The 13,499-nt window shown below is 48.7% G+C and carries 13 protein-coding genes; 9 read left to right on the forward strand and 4 right to left on the reverse strand.

Annotated features, from left to right (window positions below):
- Positions 1-128 precede the first annotated feature (128 nt).
- From JOD82_RS11930 to JOD82_RS11940, 3 genes are all read left to right on the forward strand, one after another.
- Positions 129-890 carry an AAA family ATPase gene (locus tag JOD82_RS11930; protein ID WP_209949282.1) on the forward strand — a complete coding sequence of 254 codons (762 nt, stop codon included), beginning with the start codon at positions 129-131 and terminating at the stop codon, positions 888-890.
- Between the two features lie 248 nt (positions 891-1,138).
- Positions 1,139-2,341: an MFS transporter gene (locus JOD82_RS11935; protein ID WP_209949284.1), complete on the forward strand. Its 1,203-nt coding sequence runs from the start codon at positions 1,139-1,141 to the stop codon at positions 2,339-2,341.
- A gap of 219 nt (positions 2,342-2,560) precedes the next feature.
- Complete coding sequence (locus JOD82_RS11940; RefSeq protein WP_209949286.1) at positions 2,561-3,613, forward strand: lactonase family protein; 1,053 nt, start codon at positions 2,561-2,563, stop codon at positions 3,611-3,613.
- Between the two features lie 118 nt (positions 3,614-3,731).
- Here the strand turns inward: JOD82_RS11940 and JOD82_RS11945 are convergent, their stop codons facing one another.
- Entirely contained in the window at positions 3,732-4,688 is a 957-nt protein-coding gene (locus JOD82_RS11945) for an ArsR/SmtB family transcription factor (RefSeq protein WP_039270301.1), read from the reverse strand.
- Between the two features lie 273 nt (positions 4,689-4,961).
- Positions 4,962-5,927: a hypothetical protein gene (locus JOD82_RS11950; RefSeq protein ID WP_209949287.1), complete on the reverse strand. Its 966-nt coding sequence runs from the start codon at positions 5,925-5,927 to the stop codon at positions 4,962-4,964.
- A 144-nt stretch (positions 5,928-6,071) separates the two neighbouring features.
- Here JOD82_RS11950 and JOD82_RS11955 point away from each other — a divergent pair, with 144 nt between their 5' ends.
- From JOD82_RS11955 to JOD82_RS11965, 3 genes are all read left to right on the forward strand, one after another.
- Entirely contained in the window at positions 6,072-6,545 is a 474-nt protein-coding gene (locus tag JOD82_RS11955) for a GNAT family N-acetyltransferase (RefSeq protein WP_209949289.1), read from the forward strand.
- Positions 6,546-6,629: 84 nt separating this feature from the next.
- Complete coding sequence (locus tag JOD82_RS11960) at positions 6,630-7,262, forward strand: NAD(P)-dependent oxidoreductase (protein WP_209949291.1); 633 nt, start codon at positions 6,630-6,632, stop codon at positions 7,260-7,262.
- Positions 7,263-7,295: 33 nt separating this feature from the next.
- Entirely contained in the window at positions 7,296-9,014 is a 1,719-nt protein-coding gene (locus JOD82_RS11965) for an NAD(P)H-hydrate dehydratase (RefSeq protein ID WP_209949293.1), read from the forward strand.
- Here the strand turns inward: JOD82_RS11965 and JOD82_RS11970 are convergent.
- Positions 8,998-9,492, reverse strand: a complete 495-nt coding sequence (locus JOD82_RS11970) for a hypothetical protein (protein ID WP_209949295.1) — start codon at positions 9,490-9,492, stop codon at positions 8,998-9,000. The genes JOD82_RS11965 and JOD82_RS11970 overlap by 17 nt on opposite strands.
- A gap of 170 nt (positions 9,493-9,662) precedes the next feature.
- Here JOD82_RS11970 and JOD82_RS11975 point away from each other — a divergent pair, with 170 nt between their 5' ends.
- On the forward strand, positions 9,663-10,499 hold the full coding sequence (locus JOD82_RS11975) for an HAD hydrolase-like protein (RefSeq protein ID WP_023986748.1): 837 nt from the start codon (positions 9,663-9,665) through the stop codon (positions 10,497-10,499).
- Between the two features lie 171 nt (positions 10,500-10,670).
- On the opposite strand, the gene JOD82_RS11980 is transcribed toward JOD82_RS11975, so the two are convergent.
- Positions 10,671-11,621 carry a beta-ketoacyl-ACP synthase III gene (locus JOD82_RS11980; protein ID WP_025723691.1) on the reverse strand — a complete coding sequence of 317 codons (951 nt, stop codon included), beginning with the start codon at positions 11,619-11,621 and terminating at the stop codon, positions 10,671-10,673.
- 245 nt (positions 11,622-11,866) lie between these two features.
- Here JOD82_RS11980 and JOD82_RS11985 point away from each other — a divergent pair, with 245 nt between their 5' ends.
- Positions 11,867-12,547, forward strand: coding sequence for a LexA family transcriptional regulator (locus tag JOD82_RS11985; RefSeq protein WP_209949297.1), 681 nt, complete (start codon positions 11,867-11,869; stop codon positions 12,545-12,547).
- A gap of 115 nt (positions 12,548-12,662) precedes the next feature.
- Positions 12,663-13,469, forward strand: a complete 807-nt coding sequence (locus tag JOD82_RS11990; RefSeq protein ID WP_025723693.1) for a patatin-like phospholipase family protein — start codon at positions 12,663-12,665, stop codon at positions 13,467-13,469.
- The last annotated feature ends 30 nt before the right edge of the window (positions 13,470-13,499 follow it).

Here is a 13,499-nt window from a genome sequence, read left to right on the forward strand (position 1 = left end):
ACCTACAATAATCGTTTGAATAACAACAGAAGGGTTACGAAATGGGATTTCCGATTGATTGCTGTAAATAATTCCAATATAATGATGGAAAACCTAGTGAATTGCTTGGCAATGGAGCTGAACTGGACATGAGTATATGGGACCGAAATCTTTTCATACGTCGCCTGGAGTTGATATGGCCTCCAGATGCTGACGAGAGCCAATATCCGTTTAACTTAAAAGCCCTGCACCAGTGGAACGAACTGAAATTCCATCCTTCCGTCACCTATATTATTGGAGAAAATGGCGTAGGTAAATCGACGCTTATGGAGGCAATCGCGGTCGCGTGGGGATTTAATCCAGAGGGCGGTACTAAAAATTTTAATTTTTCTACACAAGCCACGCATTCCTCACTGTATGAGCATATCCGGCTGGTGAGAGGGATAGAAAAGCCGAGAGATGGCTTCTTTTTCCGAGCGGAGAGCTACTATAATGTGGCGACGCATATCGACGAGCTGGATCGCGAAGGAGGAGGGCGACCGATTCGAGATTCCTATGGGGGTAAATCGCTGCATGAGCAGTCACATGGTGAGTCCTTTTTTGCTGCCTTTGTGCATCGGTTTGGAGGACAAGGGTTGTATATTTTGGATGAACCGGAGGCAGCGTTATCACCTTTGCGCCAGATGGCCATGCTTGCACGGATTCACGAGCTGGTGCAGCAGGGCTCGCAGTTTATCATTTCTACTCATTCCCCTATTTTGATGGCTTATCCAGATTCCATCTTGTATCATCTGACACATGAAGGGATCGACACCCCGACGCTGGAGGAAACCGACCATTTTATCATTACGAAACAATTTCTGAATAACAAGGAAAAGATGATACAGGAGCTATTCGAAGATCCACAATAAAGTTCGTAGGGACCGCCAGACCGTTCCAGAAATTCATCCTGGTCGTTCGTTATGAGAGGGACAACACTGTCTATTCAGGTTGTTCCTTTTTGCTGTTCTGCCAAAGGAAAGATTCAGGGTTATCGGAAGTATTTTATGATTGTTATTTGTCTCACACTCTATTAATATAATGGAGAGTTTTGCTGGAATGGTTGCAAAATAAGATTTTCGTATACGAAATAAAGAACCTGAGGAGGACAAAACGCTACATGTCAGATTCACAACAGTTGAAAATGGGGCCGCTGGTCATTTTGATGATTAATATGTTTATTGCCATGCTGGGGATTGGCCTCATTATTCCGATCCTTCCCAAGTTTATGAGCTCCTTGGGAGGTAGTGGTGAAACGGGTGGTTATTTGGTTGCCGTGTTTGGCTTAACCCAATTCCTGTTTTCGCCGCTAGCGGGAGAATGGTCCGATAAATACGGACGTAAAAAAATGATTATTATCGGTTTGGTAATCATGACGGCGTCTTCTGTATTGTTTGCGATGGGGGAATCGTTGACCATGCTGTATATCTCCCGTTTGTTGGGAGGTGCAGGGGCAGCTTTTATGATTCCTCCGATGATGGCCTATATTGCTGACATTACAACGGTCCACAATCGCGGTAGAGGAATGGGGTTGTTGGGTGCCGCCATGTCTCTTGGCTTTGTGATCGGTCCTGGTGTGGGCGGCTTGCTGGCAGATATCTCGATTCGTACGCCCTTATATGTTTCGGCGGCTGTATCGGGCGTAGCTGCACTGATTTCCTTGATTATGCTGCCCGAAACCTTGTCGCTGGAGAAACAGTTGAAGTTTCGGAATGTCAAGGTCAAACGGGACAATGTGATTAAACAGTTTGCCCTTTCTTTTCGCAAGCCTTACTTTATGCTGCTGATTATGATATTCACGTTAACCTTTGGACTGACGCATTTTGAAACGATGTTTCCTTTCTTCGTGACGGGCAAGTTTCATTACAATGAGCGTGATATTGCTATCATTATTACGGTAGGAGCACTGGTCGGAACCGTGATTCAAGCTGTGGTCATTAGCCCGATGTTGAATCGTTTTGGCGAAAAAGGTGTCATTATCGGTTCCTTTCTGTTTTCAGCGATTTCCCTTGTGCTTATGCTGCTCTCCGGCAACTTTTATTATGTACTCGGGGTATCGCTCATCTTCTTTACCGCTACGTCGTTGCTACGGCCAGCCATTAATACTGCTTTATCCAAAATGGCGGGGGATGAGCAGGGAGTTGCAGCCGGCATGAACAATGCTTATATGAGTATTGGTAATATTCTAGGACCTGCGCTTGCGGGTACATTGTTTGAGGTGCATATCAATTTGCCATACATTTTTGGGGCAGCCATTCTCATTCTTAGTTTGGGTCTGGCTGTAAAATGGAAAAGCAGAGATACGCAAACCACAGCGGTTTAATATTGTATTTTTCGTAAACTTAGTCTCTTTTGGAGTGAACTGTGACGTTCTTGTGAACCACAGATTGCGCCGAAGGAGGCTTTTTTTTGCATACATTGCGAAATGTTAATGAAACAACAGAATCTTGGGTAATAATGCATGATGAGTTTACAACAAGACCAATAGTAGAGCTAAAAGCCAGATCATATGTGAAAAACAGCTAGAAGGAGATGAGAGCCGATGGAAGAGCGGAATGAGCAGTTATTTTATACAGGAACTTATGCGTCTCGTCAGGAAAGAGGAATATATGTATGTGCTTTGCATGTGAACAATGGTGATCTGCGCATGGTTGGAGGTGTGGAAGGAATTGAGAGGCCTTCTTTTCTCGCGCTACACCCGGATGGGACGAAGCTGTATGTTGCCAGTGAAACAGAAGGAGGCGAGCTGTATGCGTATCAGGTGAATGCCCAGACGGGGGGATTACATCCTTTGGATCGAAAAGGGACGGAGGGAGCGCATACTTGTTATGTTTCCGTAACAACCGATGGACGATATGTGCTGGCTTCCAACTATTCAGGCGGCAATGCCGTTGTGTTCCCTGCGAAGGAAGCTGGAGGATTAGGAGACATGTCGGGGCAAGTTCAGCATACCGGCTCAGGTATTCGCCAGGACCGCCAGGATGCGGCACATCCGCATTCGATTATTCCAGATCCTTCAGGACAGTATGCCCTGATATGTGATCTGGGACTGGATCAGATTGTGGTATACCGTTTGACAGAGGATGGAAAACTGGTGACCCATCGTGAGACAGATTTGCCACCTGGTTCTGGACCGCGTCATCTGGTTTTTCATCCTTCGCGTCCATATGCTTTTGTCGCCAATGAGTTGAACAATACAGTTGCTGTGTTTAGTTATAACGAACGTAATGGTGAGCTTACATTGATGCAAAGCCTGTCCACACTGCCAGAAGGCATTATAGATGTAGAAAATACAGCAGCCGATATTCGGATTACGCCCTGTGGACGCTTTTTGTATGTGTCAAACCGCGGCCATGACAGCATCGTGCTATACCATGTCGACCTGGACAGCGGCAAGCTGAAGACGGTGGAATGGGTGGAAACCTTCGGCAGCACACCTCGTAACTTCAACATCTTGTCCGGTTATCTGGTAGTGGCAAATCAGGATGGAAACAACATCGTATCCTTTGCCATCCATAGTGAGGATGGACGGCTGTCCCGAACGGGATATGTGCTCGAGGTTCCTTCACCTGTGTGTATTGAACCTGTACACTAATCGGATAGCACGTGGCAAAAGAGTACGATATAAGTGGATGAAAAAATAAAACACGGCGCTTTTTTTCCCATGAAAGGCATGGGCAAAACGCCGTGTTCAGGTTTTGAAGGACTAAAAGCTATTTGCTGCTATCCCCAGCTTCTACCGTTACTGTTTTGGTATGATTTTCTGCATGTTTGTAGTACAAACGGAACAGGATGTCCTGATTGTAGTTACCAAATCCGGTACCGAACAGAGTAACTCCTCCAACATGCTGGGCATCATCCAATATGGCAATGCGGAATTTCCATTGCTTCTGATCAATCAGCACTTGGCTTAAAGTCACGTCGGATATCTGCTTACCATCCATAAAGGTACCCTCGGAGGTAACGCGAAGTCTTTTAAGGAGACCATATTGATTGATAAAATCAGGCCACCATGCAGGTGTGTATTTACCACGGTTATCCCCGAAATCCCCTGGGCTGGTCCATGTACCCAAATTCACATCATTTAGGAAAAAAGTGATATCTGAAGGCCAATTATCATTGGTAAAAGGGGCCTCGGATGATAGTTCCATCGAAATTTCCAGTTCCTCAGCTTTTTGGCTGGACAGTAGGAAATTCGGCACCTTATAATCCATATATCCTTGGCTAAACCACAGAATTTTGGAATTGAAGCGCTCAGGGTCCAAGAACGAACGAGGTTCATCGAATTCACCAATGATCTTTTCGACGGTAGCCAGTCCGCAGGTCGCCTGTATTTCAAAATCTGTAAAGTGTCCGACAGAAATCTCCGTCTGATGGAATTGTCGTACATCCTGCTGGTAGCGTGGCATGGCGATTTCAATTTTGTCTGTAGCCAGTGAGCACACTTTCTGTACCCCGCCTCGTCCAGGCAGCATTTTGGTCGAAATAATGGACGCTCTCTCCAGTTTCTTGACATGCATCGTCATAATCGCACTGCTGAGCCCCAACGCTTCTGCCAGCTCACGTATATTCATAGGCTTCTCCGCAAGCAGAACAATCATGTTTAGCCGAACCTCACTGGCCAGCGCTTCATAAACGGGAAGTGATTTTTCAGAAATGTCCAGTTGCATAGTTCCTCCAATTCTAACGTACATCATAAATTGATGGTAGTTTAACATATATGGATTTTTTTCAATATTCATACATAAAAAACGATATGATTTACATTTATATAAACAATATACCCTTTCCTTGATCACTGGCACAAGCCTAACCCCTCAAAAAGCCAAAAATTGTTCAAAAAACAGGACACCCCATAATCTCTTTCTTTGTTGTTGGGATGTCCTGTGATGGTATGTGATTTGCAGGGTGGATACGGGAATAGAATCCTGTGCCATTGGTGTTTAGGACCGGATATGTTCTTCTGCCAAAGAAGAGTCAGCCGTTTTATCTTTATCTGCTGCGTGTAAATCCTGATGTTGAGAAGCATCTGCCTTGATCAAGCCGGGATGACCAACATAAGGACGATCACTGCGCGAGCGGCCTCGGGTAAGTCGGAAGCCAATCAAGAACAGCACAAGCTGAACAGCCAGTATGTAGGGAGACGCTTCCGGTCCGATCCATTGAAACAGGGCGACAGCGGCGATTACCAAGCACAACAGGCTTGTTGGAAAATGGGATGCCGTCACGTCCAGATCATTTTGCCTGCGAAGGGTCATCAGTCGATATACATACAGTAGGGCGATCAGGCCTGAAACGAATCTCATCCATGCATACCCTTTGAGCCATGAGGCAGATTGTGCAATATCGGGCAGACTAACATCGACATGGCTGGAGGCTATCAGTTCCATAACCAGCCTTGTAAACAACCAGACGATTCCTGCCAGCGCCAACGGACCAGCTGCTGGGCGTAATAGCTTCCACAATGCTGTTCCCCAGCCCGGAGCATGAGATTCCAGCAGAACAAGACGCCGTTCCTCAATGAGTTTGTTCATTTCACGCTCCAGTGATTTGAGAAGCAATTCTCTGCGGAACGTATCACATTCCCGAAGGGATGCTTGAACCTGCTCTTGAAGGTGAGGGGTCAAATAGGGAGTAGCTTTGGCTTCCTGAAGAGCGTGGATGAGTCCGTTCTGGTACTGCCTTTCGCTGTTATTGAACCCGTTCTGGGTAGCGGTTTGGAGACAACCAGCTAATCGTCCATAGATACGCAGCGATTCCTGTAATTCTTCCAGCCGCTGCTGACGCGAATTTCGAAGCTGGGCTGCACTGTGAACATACAGCCATACCAGCAAAGACAACGCCAGCAGGAAGGCAATCAGACCGGGTGAGATATATGCGGCTAACGCCGCGAAGTCCGTCGGGGACACCCGCAATCCCTCCTTCCATTGTTCTTTCTACACTATTGCACAGACCACACAGGCATTTCAAGGGCTTGTATATCTCTGACCAGGATATATGAAGTATTTTCTGGTAAAATAGACAAGATTACAAGCAGGAAGAGGAGATTCGGCATGAATAAAAATATAGAAAATGCAACAGAACATCATGAGACATCGAATCACCTGTATGAGCTTCTTCGTGTAGATTACGCCATTCCATCCGTCGAGGAATATCGGGCTTTGCGCAAGGAAGCTGGTTTGTCGCAAATTACAGAAGAAGCGGCAGCCAAGGGCCTGCCGAATAGTTTATTTGCTGTGACATTGCGGCTAGGACAGGAATTGATCGGGATGGGCCGGGTGAGCGGTGATGGCGGTGTCTTTTTTCTGGTTACGGATATTGCAGTCAAGCCTTCCCATCAGGGGAAGGGTTATGGGCGTAAGCTTATGGAAGAGATTATGGAGTATTTAAGACGGGAGGTTCCGGCGGGCAGCTTTGCAACGCTGATTGCGGATAAACCAGCCGATCAATTGTATGCACAGTTCGGCTTCCAGTTGGTTAGCCCGAGGTCAGAAGGGATGTACTGGCGACAGCCGGGAGGACTGTAAACTGAAATCCTGTACGAGTTTGAGTTGAACATAAAACGGATAAATAACAGTAAGAAAATTATAGACAGGAAGAAGGCAGTGAATATGAAGGTTATTATTTTCGGGGCAACAGGGACAATCGGCAAAGCGTTAGTAAAGGAAGCTATTAAGCGTAAGTATCAGGTGACGGCGGCGGTGCGCGATCCGCAACGTATGACGGAGCAAAGTGAATATTTGACGGTAGTTCAAGCAGATATTCTAAATCCGAATTCCGTTACGGATGTTGCTAAAGGGCACGATGCTATCATTAGCGCGTACGGTCCCAAGTTTGGAGAAGAGGAAGAACTGCTCGAAGCGACTCGTTCTTTGCTGGAAGGAACCCGGCGTTCCGGCGTGCAGCGCATACTTGTTGTGGGCGGAGCGGGAAGCTTGAAAACAGAAAACGGTGAACGACTCATGGATACCGCCGAGTTTCCAGAGGAAGTGAAGCCACTGGCGGCTGCCCATGCAGATGCACTAGAGCTGTACCGCGTTGCGGATGTAGACTGGACCTATTGTAGTCCTGCCGGAATAATTGAATCGGGAAAACGTACAGGACAGTTCCGTATTGGTTTGGATCATTTGGTGGTTGACGAATTAGGCCATAGCCGTATCTCAGTCGAAGATTATGCGGTAGCCCTGATTGATGAGTTAGTAGAAGGGGAATTTGTCAATTCCCGTTTTACGGTTGGATATTAATAAGCAGGGATAGCCATACGGGAGGCGAAAAGCATGTATATGGTGACCGCCGAAGAAATGCGAGAATTGGATCGCTATACAATTGACAAGCTGGGTATTCCGGCCCTTACCTTGATGGAAAATGCCGGGCGCGCGGTAGCTGACGAGGTGTTGAAGCTATGTGCCGAAAGAAGTGGGAAAAGCCATGGCGACGGCTTCTCAGTAGGCACTGCTGATCTAACACGTGAAAATGATCGTGCTGAAGTGTTGGGGTCGCAGTGGATAGAAGAGATTACACAGACAGGTCCGGGGGATATACCGGGACATGGCGGTGTTATACGGACAGAGACGTGGAATCAAGGACGACATGACTTACGGGAACGAGAACACTGGTATATCCTCATAGGCAAAGGCAACAACGGTGGTGACGGACTGGTGGCAGCCCGTCATCTGACCGATGCAGGGCTGCGCGTCACCGTTGTGTACGTCGAGCCGCCAGACACGCTACGCGGTGAAGCGGCTGCGCAACGCGATATCATCGCGGCTCTGGGTATCCCGGTGATCCTCTATGGCCGGGATACCCTCGACCTGCGCGGTGCCTCCGGCATCGTCGATGCCCTGCTAGGTACGGGCACGCAAGGCCCGCCGCGCGAACCCTACGCCTCGCTGATCCGCGAGGCCAATGCCAGCGGCGTGCCGCTCGTGTCGGTAGACGTGCCTAGCGGCCTCGACGCCGACACAGGTGCGCTGCACGAGCCATGCATTCGTGCGCGCGTCACCGTATGCCTCGCCTACTTGAAGCGTGGGCTCGTCCAATATCCGGGCGCCGGGACCACAGGCGATGTGGTGGTACGCTACATCGGTATTCCACCCGGCCTTGCCCGTGAGTGCGGCGTGCAGCTGCGGCTCTTGACCCGTGACACGCTGCGCGCTGCACTGGACGTGGATGTAAGCCGCAGCCGCGTGCCGGACGGGCACAAGGGCACCTACGGCCATGTTCTCGTCGCGGCCGGAAGCCTGCGCATGAGCGGGGCGGGCTTGCTGGCCGCACGTGCCGCCCTGCGCATCGGCAGCGGCCTTGTCACGTGGGCAGTGCCCGAGGCGTTGTTGCCGCGCGTCATTGGAGCCGCGCCGGAACTGATGCTCGCTGCCGCAGCAGCAGGCGGAGACGGCGAATGGAATGCCGACTCCGCAGACGAGTTGCTACAGCTCGCGCAGGCACGTGATGTGCTGGCCGTCGGCCCCGGCCTCGGTCGCTTTGCAGGGGACACTGGCTGGCTGCGCCGCCTGTGGGAGGAATACGGCGGTCCGCTTGTGCTTGATGCGGACGCCTTGAACATCCTCGCCTCGGCGGGGCCTGAGCTGGAGGCTTGGAAGCCGAGAAGTGCGGCGGTCGTACTAACGCCGCACCCCGGTGAAATGGCTCGTCTGCTGGGCATACCGACAGCAGAGGTGCAGCGTGACCGCATCACCCATGCCCGGGAGTACTCCCGAACACGTGGGGTCACGCTGGTGCTCAAAGGAGCGCGCACTGTCATCGCTTGTCCTGACGGAACAGCCTACGTCAATACCACAGGCCATGCTGGGATGGCGACAGGCGGTGCGGGCGATGTGCTGACAGGCATCATCGCAGGTTTGCTGGCCCAGGGCTTGAATGCTTCGCAGGCAGCAGCCTTTGGCGTGTATTTGCATGGTGCGGCTGGAGAAACAGCCGCACGTCATCGCCAGCATCCTGCCTCTGTGATAGCTGGTGACATTATTGAAGCCCTATAGGCCATAGCAGCAGTGGCAGGAGGAAGGCCAGCATGATCTGTAATCCATATTCACGGTTCAGCCAGTACCTTCCTCCATAATACAGCAGTGTAATCCCTGCACCTGCTATGCCGTTGCTCCATGCAATGCCCGTTCCGGCAGGCGACATCAAAGAACCTAGCAGGAGAAAGACGCTGAATCCTGCAGCGAGGTATAGGGTGAGCTGCTCGGGCTTGCGAAGCCAGGGTAAAAGATCGCGTAGCGCATCAGCGGCAAGAGCGGCAGGAAGGGCAAAACCATAGGCCCACAGCTGCGCGGTCAGTTCACCACTATTGCCTGCTATAGTCAGAGGAATCCCTGTTATTTCCTCTGTCAGATAGCAGTAGATCCATAAGAGACCAAAAACTAATCCTCCACAGGCCAGTTTATTCAGCGCATAACAACCAAGCTCCATCCGCCAAGGCATTTTGGAATTAAATTCATTCCAAGGCTGTCTCATGTTGCGACTCCTCCTCTTATCACACTCGGTATTCACAACCAATCAAGGAATTTATTTTCAATTACAATCCGCTTACCGTTTACGACATTTCAGTTTACGTTAGCTGTGTATCATGTTCCTAAGCAAAATAAAGATTGCGGATAGCCGCGGTACGGAAAGGCGGGGATTGCATGATACAGGCGGTTATTTTTAATCTCGAAAGTACATTGTTAGACCCCGGAGGACGAGGCTTAACCCAGGGAATGCGTGACATTTTCAGATGGAAAGGTATACAGGTAACTGAAGAACAGGTATCTCATGGGCGAGGAATGCCGATCCGGGATCATATTGCGAATGTGCTGGGACTTTCAGAGGTTCGGAAAAAATGGCTGGAGTGCTTTGGTGCGCATCCTGGCAGAGCGGATATTGAGCATATTTATCTTGAGCTTGTCCCTGTTCTCCGCTCCTTGATCCAAGGGGCTGAGCCTGCTATCGGTATAGACAGGGCGCTGCAGGAGTTGCAGGATCGTCGCATTCAGTCAGGCGCCACTGCATCCTGTCCGATGGAAATGCTCAGTCACAAGTTTACGCCTGCACAGTCACCCTATACGTTGGATTGTATGGTAGCCCCTTGTGAAGTTTCGCAGGGGAGGCCTTATCCGTGGATGATCTATGAAATTGCACATCGCTTGCAGGTATTCCCACTTAGCGATATTGTGAAAGTAGGAGATACAGTAGCCGATATGCAAGAGGGACGGAACGCCGGTGTATGGACGATTGGTGTGTTGAACCATAACGAAAGCGTGACGACCGCAGCTCAAACGACCAGCCATGAAGCGGATGACAGAGTGGCTGAGGAACGGCGCAGACAGAGTGTATATGGTTTGAAAAGGGCAGGAGCCCACATCGTGATGAACTCGGTCGCTGACTTGCCGCGTATTTTGCGTGAAATCGAAATGCTCCAGCATACGGGAGGCTATCCTTCTTATACGAAACAGGTGAAAACAGCCGCGCTACCTCCATCATAAGAACAGGTATGAGTCTGGAGTGCTTGAATACACACTTCTAGGTTATATGTATGCACCTACTCGGATAAAGGTGAACTCTGCTTGGCTTTCAAAACATAAAAATGGAGCACTCGCTACGTTTGCGAATGCTCCATTTTAGTTTACTCCTTTTTGTCTGTTGAACTGAAGAATTTATGCGATCTGAATAACTTGAACACCCCAGGCTAATCCTGCGCCGAAGCCAGCCAGGACGACAATATCACCAGCTTGAATTCGCTGCTGTTCCATAGCTTCCGCGAGCGCAATGGGAATAGAAGCAGCTGACGTATTTCCGTATTTTTCGATATTTATAAAGAACTTATCCAGTGGAATTTTCAACTTAACTGCCGCATGTTCAATGATTCGGATATTGGCCTGATGCGGAATGATCAAAGCAATATCATCTATGCTTAATCTTAATTCCTCCATAACTTTAGTCAGCATAGATTCCAGAATGCGCACCCCAAACTTGAAAACCTCTCGTCCATGCATTGTAATAGGCCCTGTGACGGGGGAGATCAGCATGTCTGCTCCACGTTCTTCCGAGCCAAGCAAGGAAAAAGACGAGAAAGCACCGGGATGAGATTGAAGGACAACAGCACCTGCTCCATCTCCAAATAAAACGGCGGTATTACGGTCCTGCCAATCTACGATTTTGGAGAACTTGTCTGCTCCAATCACCAGGACGTTGTGGTATGCACCCGCCTTCATCATGTCACTGCTGATCGAGAGGGCATATACAAAACCGGAGCAGGCTGCCGATAAGTCGAATGCAGGTGCGCGGCTTCCTAGCTTTTGCTTGACCAACATGGCCGTGGAAGGGAAAGCATAGTCAGGGGTGGACGTTGCCACTACAATAAGATCCACATCTTCCGATGATAATTGAGCACGGTGTAAAGCATGAGTTGCAGCCAGGACGGCAAGATCAGAGGTTTCTGCGGATGCTTCTGCGATATATCGCTGACGGATACCTGTTCGCTGAGTGATCCATTCATCGGATGTATCCAGAGATGCGGCTAATTCCAAATTGGTGAATAGTGATGCCGGTACATAGAATCCTGCACCCGTAATAGTAATGCCGTTGGGCTTGAGAGCTGATTGCATGAACGTTTCCCTCCAATAAAATAATCACACAAAAGACCGTAAAGACCAAAAAAACCAAAAAACGATATGGATAAAAATATAACACAAGCCAATTAAAAAGGAAATATGTAAAAGAGCAGCCCGCTGTGTGAGAATCAATAATCATTATGAGGCTTGCTTATATGGGTATTCAGTGCTAATATTTAGACACAAAAAACCCAAAAACGAATTCATAGAGAATTACACAGGGAGGTTACAACGCTATCGTGTCACTTACTAAACGCCGACTGCAATTTTTGCATACATTAGTGGAACTGTACCAAAAAACAAAACTACCTATTCATTATGAGGCCTTGGCTAAATCATTAGGGGTTAGTAAGTGGACGGCCTATGACATGCTGAAAGAAATTGAAAAGCTCGGGTTTATTACGCGCAGCTATGAGGTGAATACCAAGGTAACCGGACGTTCACAGGTTGTATTTGTACCTACAGATAAAGCTTCGGATTTGTTCAACCAGTCCCGGAATGAATTAGTGGATCTGGTGGATTGGAAAAATACCGTCGAGAATATCTCGGGACTGCTCAAGGATTTGAACAATACAGGTCCCAATGAGGCGGTCCGAAAAATTTGGGCTGAAATTCCTGAAGCCAGTGTCAGAATCAATTTTTGCGCCTATATTATAGGGCTGCTTTTGATGTACTTGAAGAAGCTGGGAGGTAAAAGAGGTCCCTGGATTCAGCGGATTGTCCTTACAGCGCCAAGCAAGGAAATGGGCATGACCATGTTTGTTGGCACTGTGTTGGGTATGGCCTTACAAACGATGAACGATGAACTAGGCCTTGAAATTACGGAGCTGGTTTCCCGTTTTCTGCAATCCATTTCGGATCTTTCTGACGAGGAAAAAGGGTTGCTTTCCGATTTTCTAAGCGAGGCTTTTCATTTTTGAATATGACAGGAATGAGTCATTTGTGAGGAGAGGAAGCTGGCCTCCTTACGTTTAGTTTTTGGGTCTTTTGTGTGTTTGGACGCATGCAGTAAATACATGTAAAGGGGTTGCGTATATGCCGAAGGTAGGATTGGTTTTGGGTGGGGGAGCAGTCAGAGGACTTGCTCATTTGGGGGTACTGAGAGCGTTCGAAAGACACGGGATTCAGGTCGATTGTATCGTCGGTACGAGTATGGGCGGCATTGTTGGCGGACTTTATGCGGCGGGTGTTCCTACGGATGCTCTATTGGATTGTATTAAAAAGACACCTAAATACCGCCTGTTGGATATCGGCATACGCCATCGTGGTTTAATTGGCGGTAACAGCATGAATACGGTGGTGAATGAGCTACTGCAGCAGTATGGACAGCATACGCAGAAGATTGAGGATCTTCTTATCCGTTTTGAAGCTGTTTCTGTCGATTTACTGGAAGGCAAGCAATTCATTTTTGAACAAGGTGATTTGGTGACAGCACTACGGGCTACGATGGCGTTTCCTGGCTTATTCGCTCCTGTGATGCATGAAGGCAAGATGCTGGTCGACGGAGGGGTATTAAACAATTTGCCTGTAGAAGAGATGAGTCGGGAAGCAGATTGTTTAGTAATTGCTGTTGATGTGGCACGGGGACATGAAAAGAAGCCGCCGCGAAATATGGTGGAAGTTGTATACCGCTCTTACAGCTTGATGACCGCCGAACGAAAGCATAATAGTCTCCGGCTAGCAGACGTTGTTATTCGCCCTGAAGTCGGACATATTGCGGCGTTTGATTTTACAAAATGGCCTGAATGCGTCGAGGCTGGCGAGGAAGCGGCTGAATGCATCATGGATGAACTGAAGCCGCAAATAGCCAATCATGGGCAATCAGCACAGATGCATGTTTAGTATGTAAAGAAAAGAAGTGCCTCTTAGTCG

Origin of the sequence: Paenibacillus sp. 1182 (genome assembly GCF_017833915.1) — a bacterium.
GTDB classification, from domain to species: Bacteria; Bacillota; Bacilli; order Paenibacillales; family Paenibacillaceae; genus Paenibacillus; species Paenibacillus polymyxa_D.

What these genes read in the sequence shown, in the direction of transcription:
- JOD82_RS11930 (WP_209949282.1), top strand. Translation starts at nt 129, where the DNA reads ATGAGTATATGGGACCGAAATCTTTTCATACGTCGCCTGGAGTTGATA.
- JOD82_RS11935 (WP_209949284.1), top strand. Translation starts at nt 1,139, where the DNA reads ATGTCAGATTCACAACAGTTGAAAATGGGGCCGCTGGTCATTTTGATG.
- JOD82_RS11940 (WP_209949286.1), top strand. Translation starts at nt 2,561, where the DNA reads ATGGAAGAGCGGAATGAGCAGTTATTTTATACAGGAACTTATGCGTCT.
- JOD82_RS11945 (WP_039270301.1), bottom strand. Translation starts at nt 4,688, where the DNA reads ATGCAACTGGACATTTCTGAAAAATCACTTCCCGTTTATGAAGCGCTG.
- JOD82_RS11955 (WP_209949289.1), top strand. Translation starts at nt 6,072, where the DNA reads ATGAATAAAAATATAGAAAATGCAACAGAACATCATGAGACATCGAAT.
- JOD82_RS11960 (WP_209949291.1), top strand. Translation starts at nt 6,630, where the DNA reads ATGAAGGTTATTATTTTCGGGGCAACAGGGACAATCGGCAAAGCGTTA.
- JOD82_RS11965 (WP_209949293.1), top strand. Translation starts at nt 7,296, where the DNA reads ATGTATATGGTGACCGCCGAAGAAATGCGAGAATTGGATCGCTATACA.
- JOD82_RS11970 (WP_209949295.1), bottom strand. Translation starts at nt 9,492, where the DNA reads ATGAGACAGCCTTGGAATGAATTTAATTCCAAAATGCCTTGGCGGATG.
- JOD82_RS11975 (WP_023986748.1), top strand. Translation starts at nt 9,663, where the DNA reads ATGATACAGGCGGTTATTTTTAATCTCGAAAGTACATTGTTAGACCCC.
- JOD82_RS11980 (WP_025723691.1), bottom strand. Translation starts at nt 11,621, where the DNA reads ATGCAATCAGCTCTCAAGCCCAACGGCATTACTATTACGGGTGCAGGA.
- JOD82_RS11990 (WP_025723693.1), top strand. Translation starts at nt 12,663, where the DNA reads ATGCCGAAGGTAGGATTGGTTTTGGGTGGGGGAGCAGTCAGAGGACTT.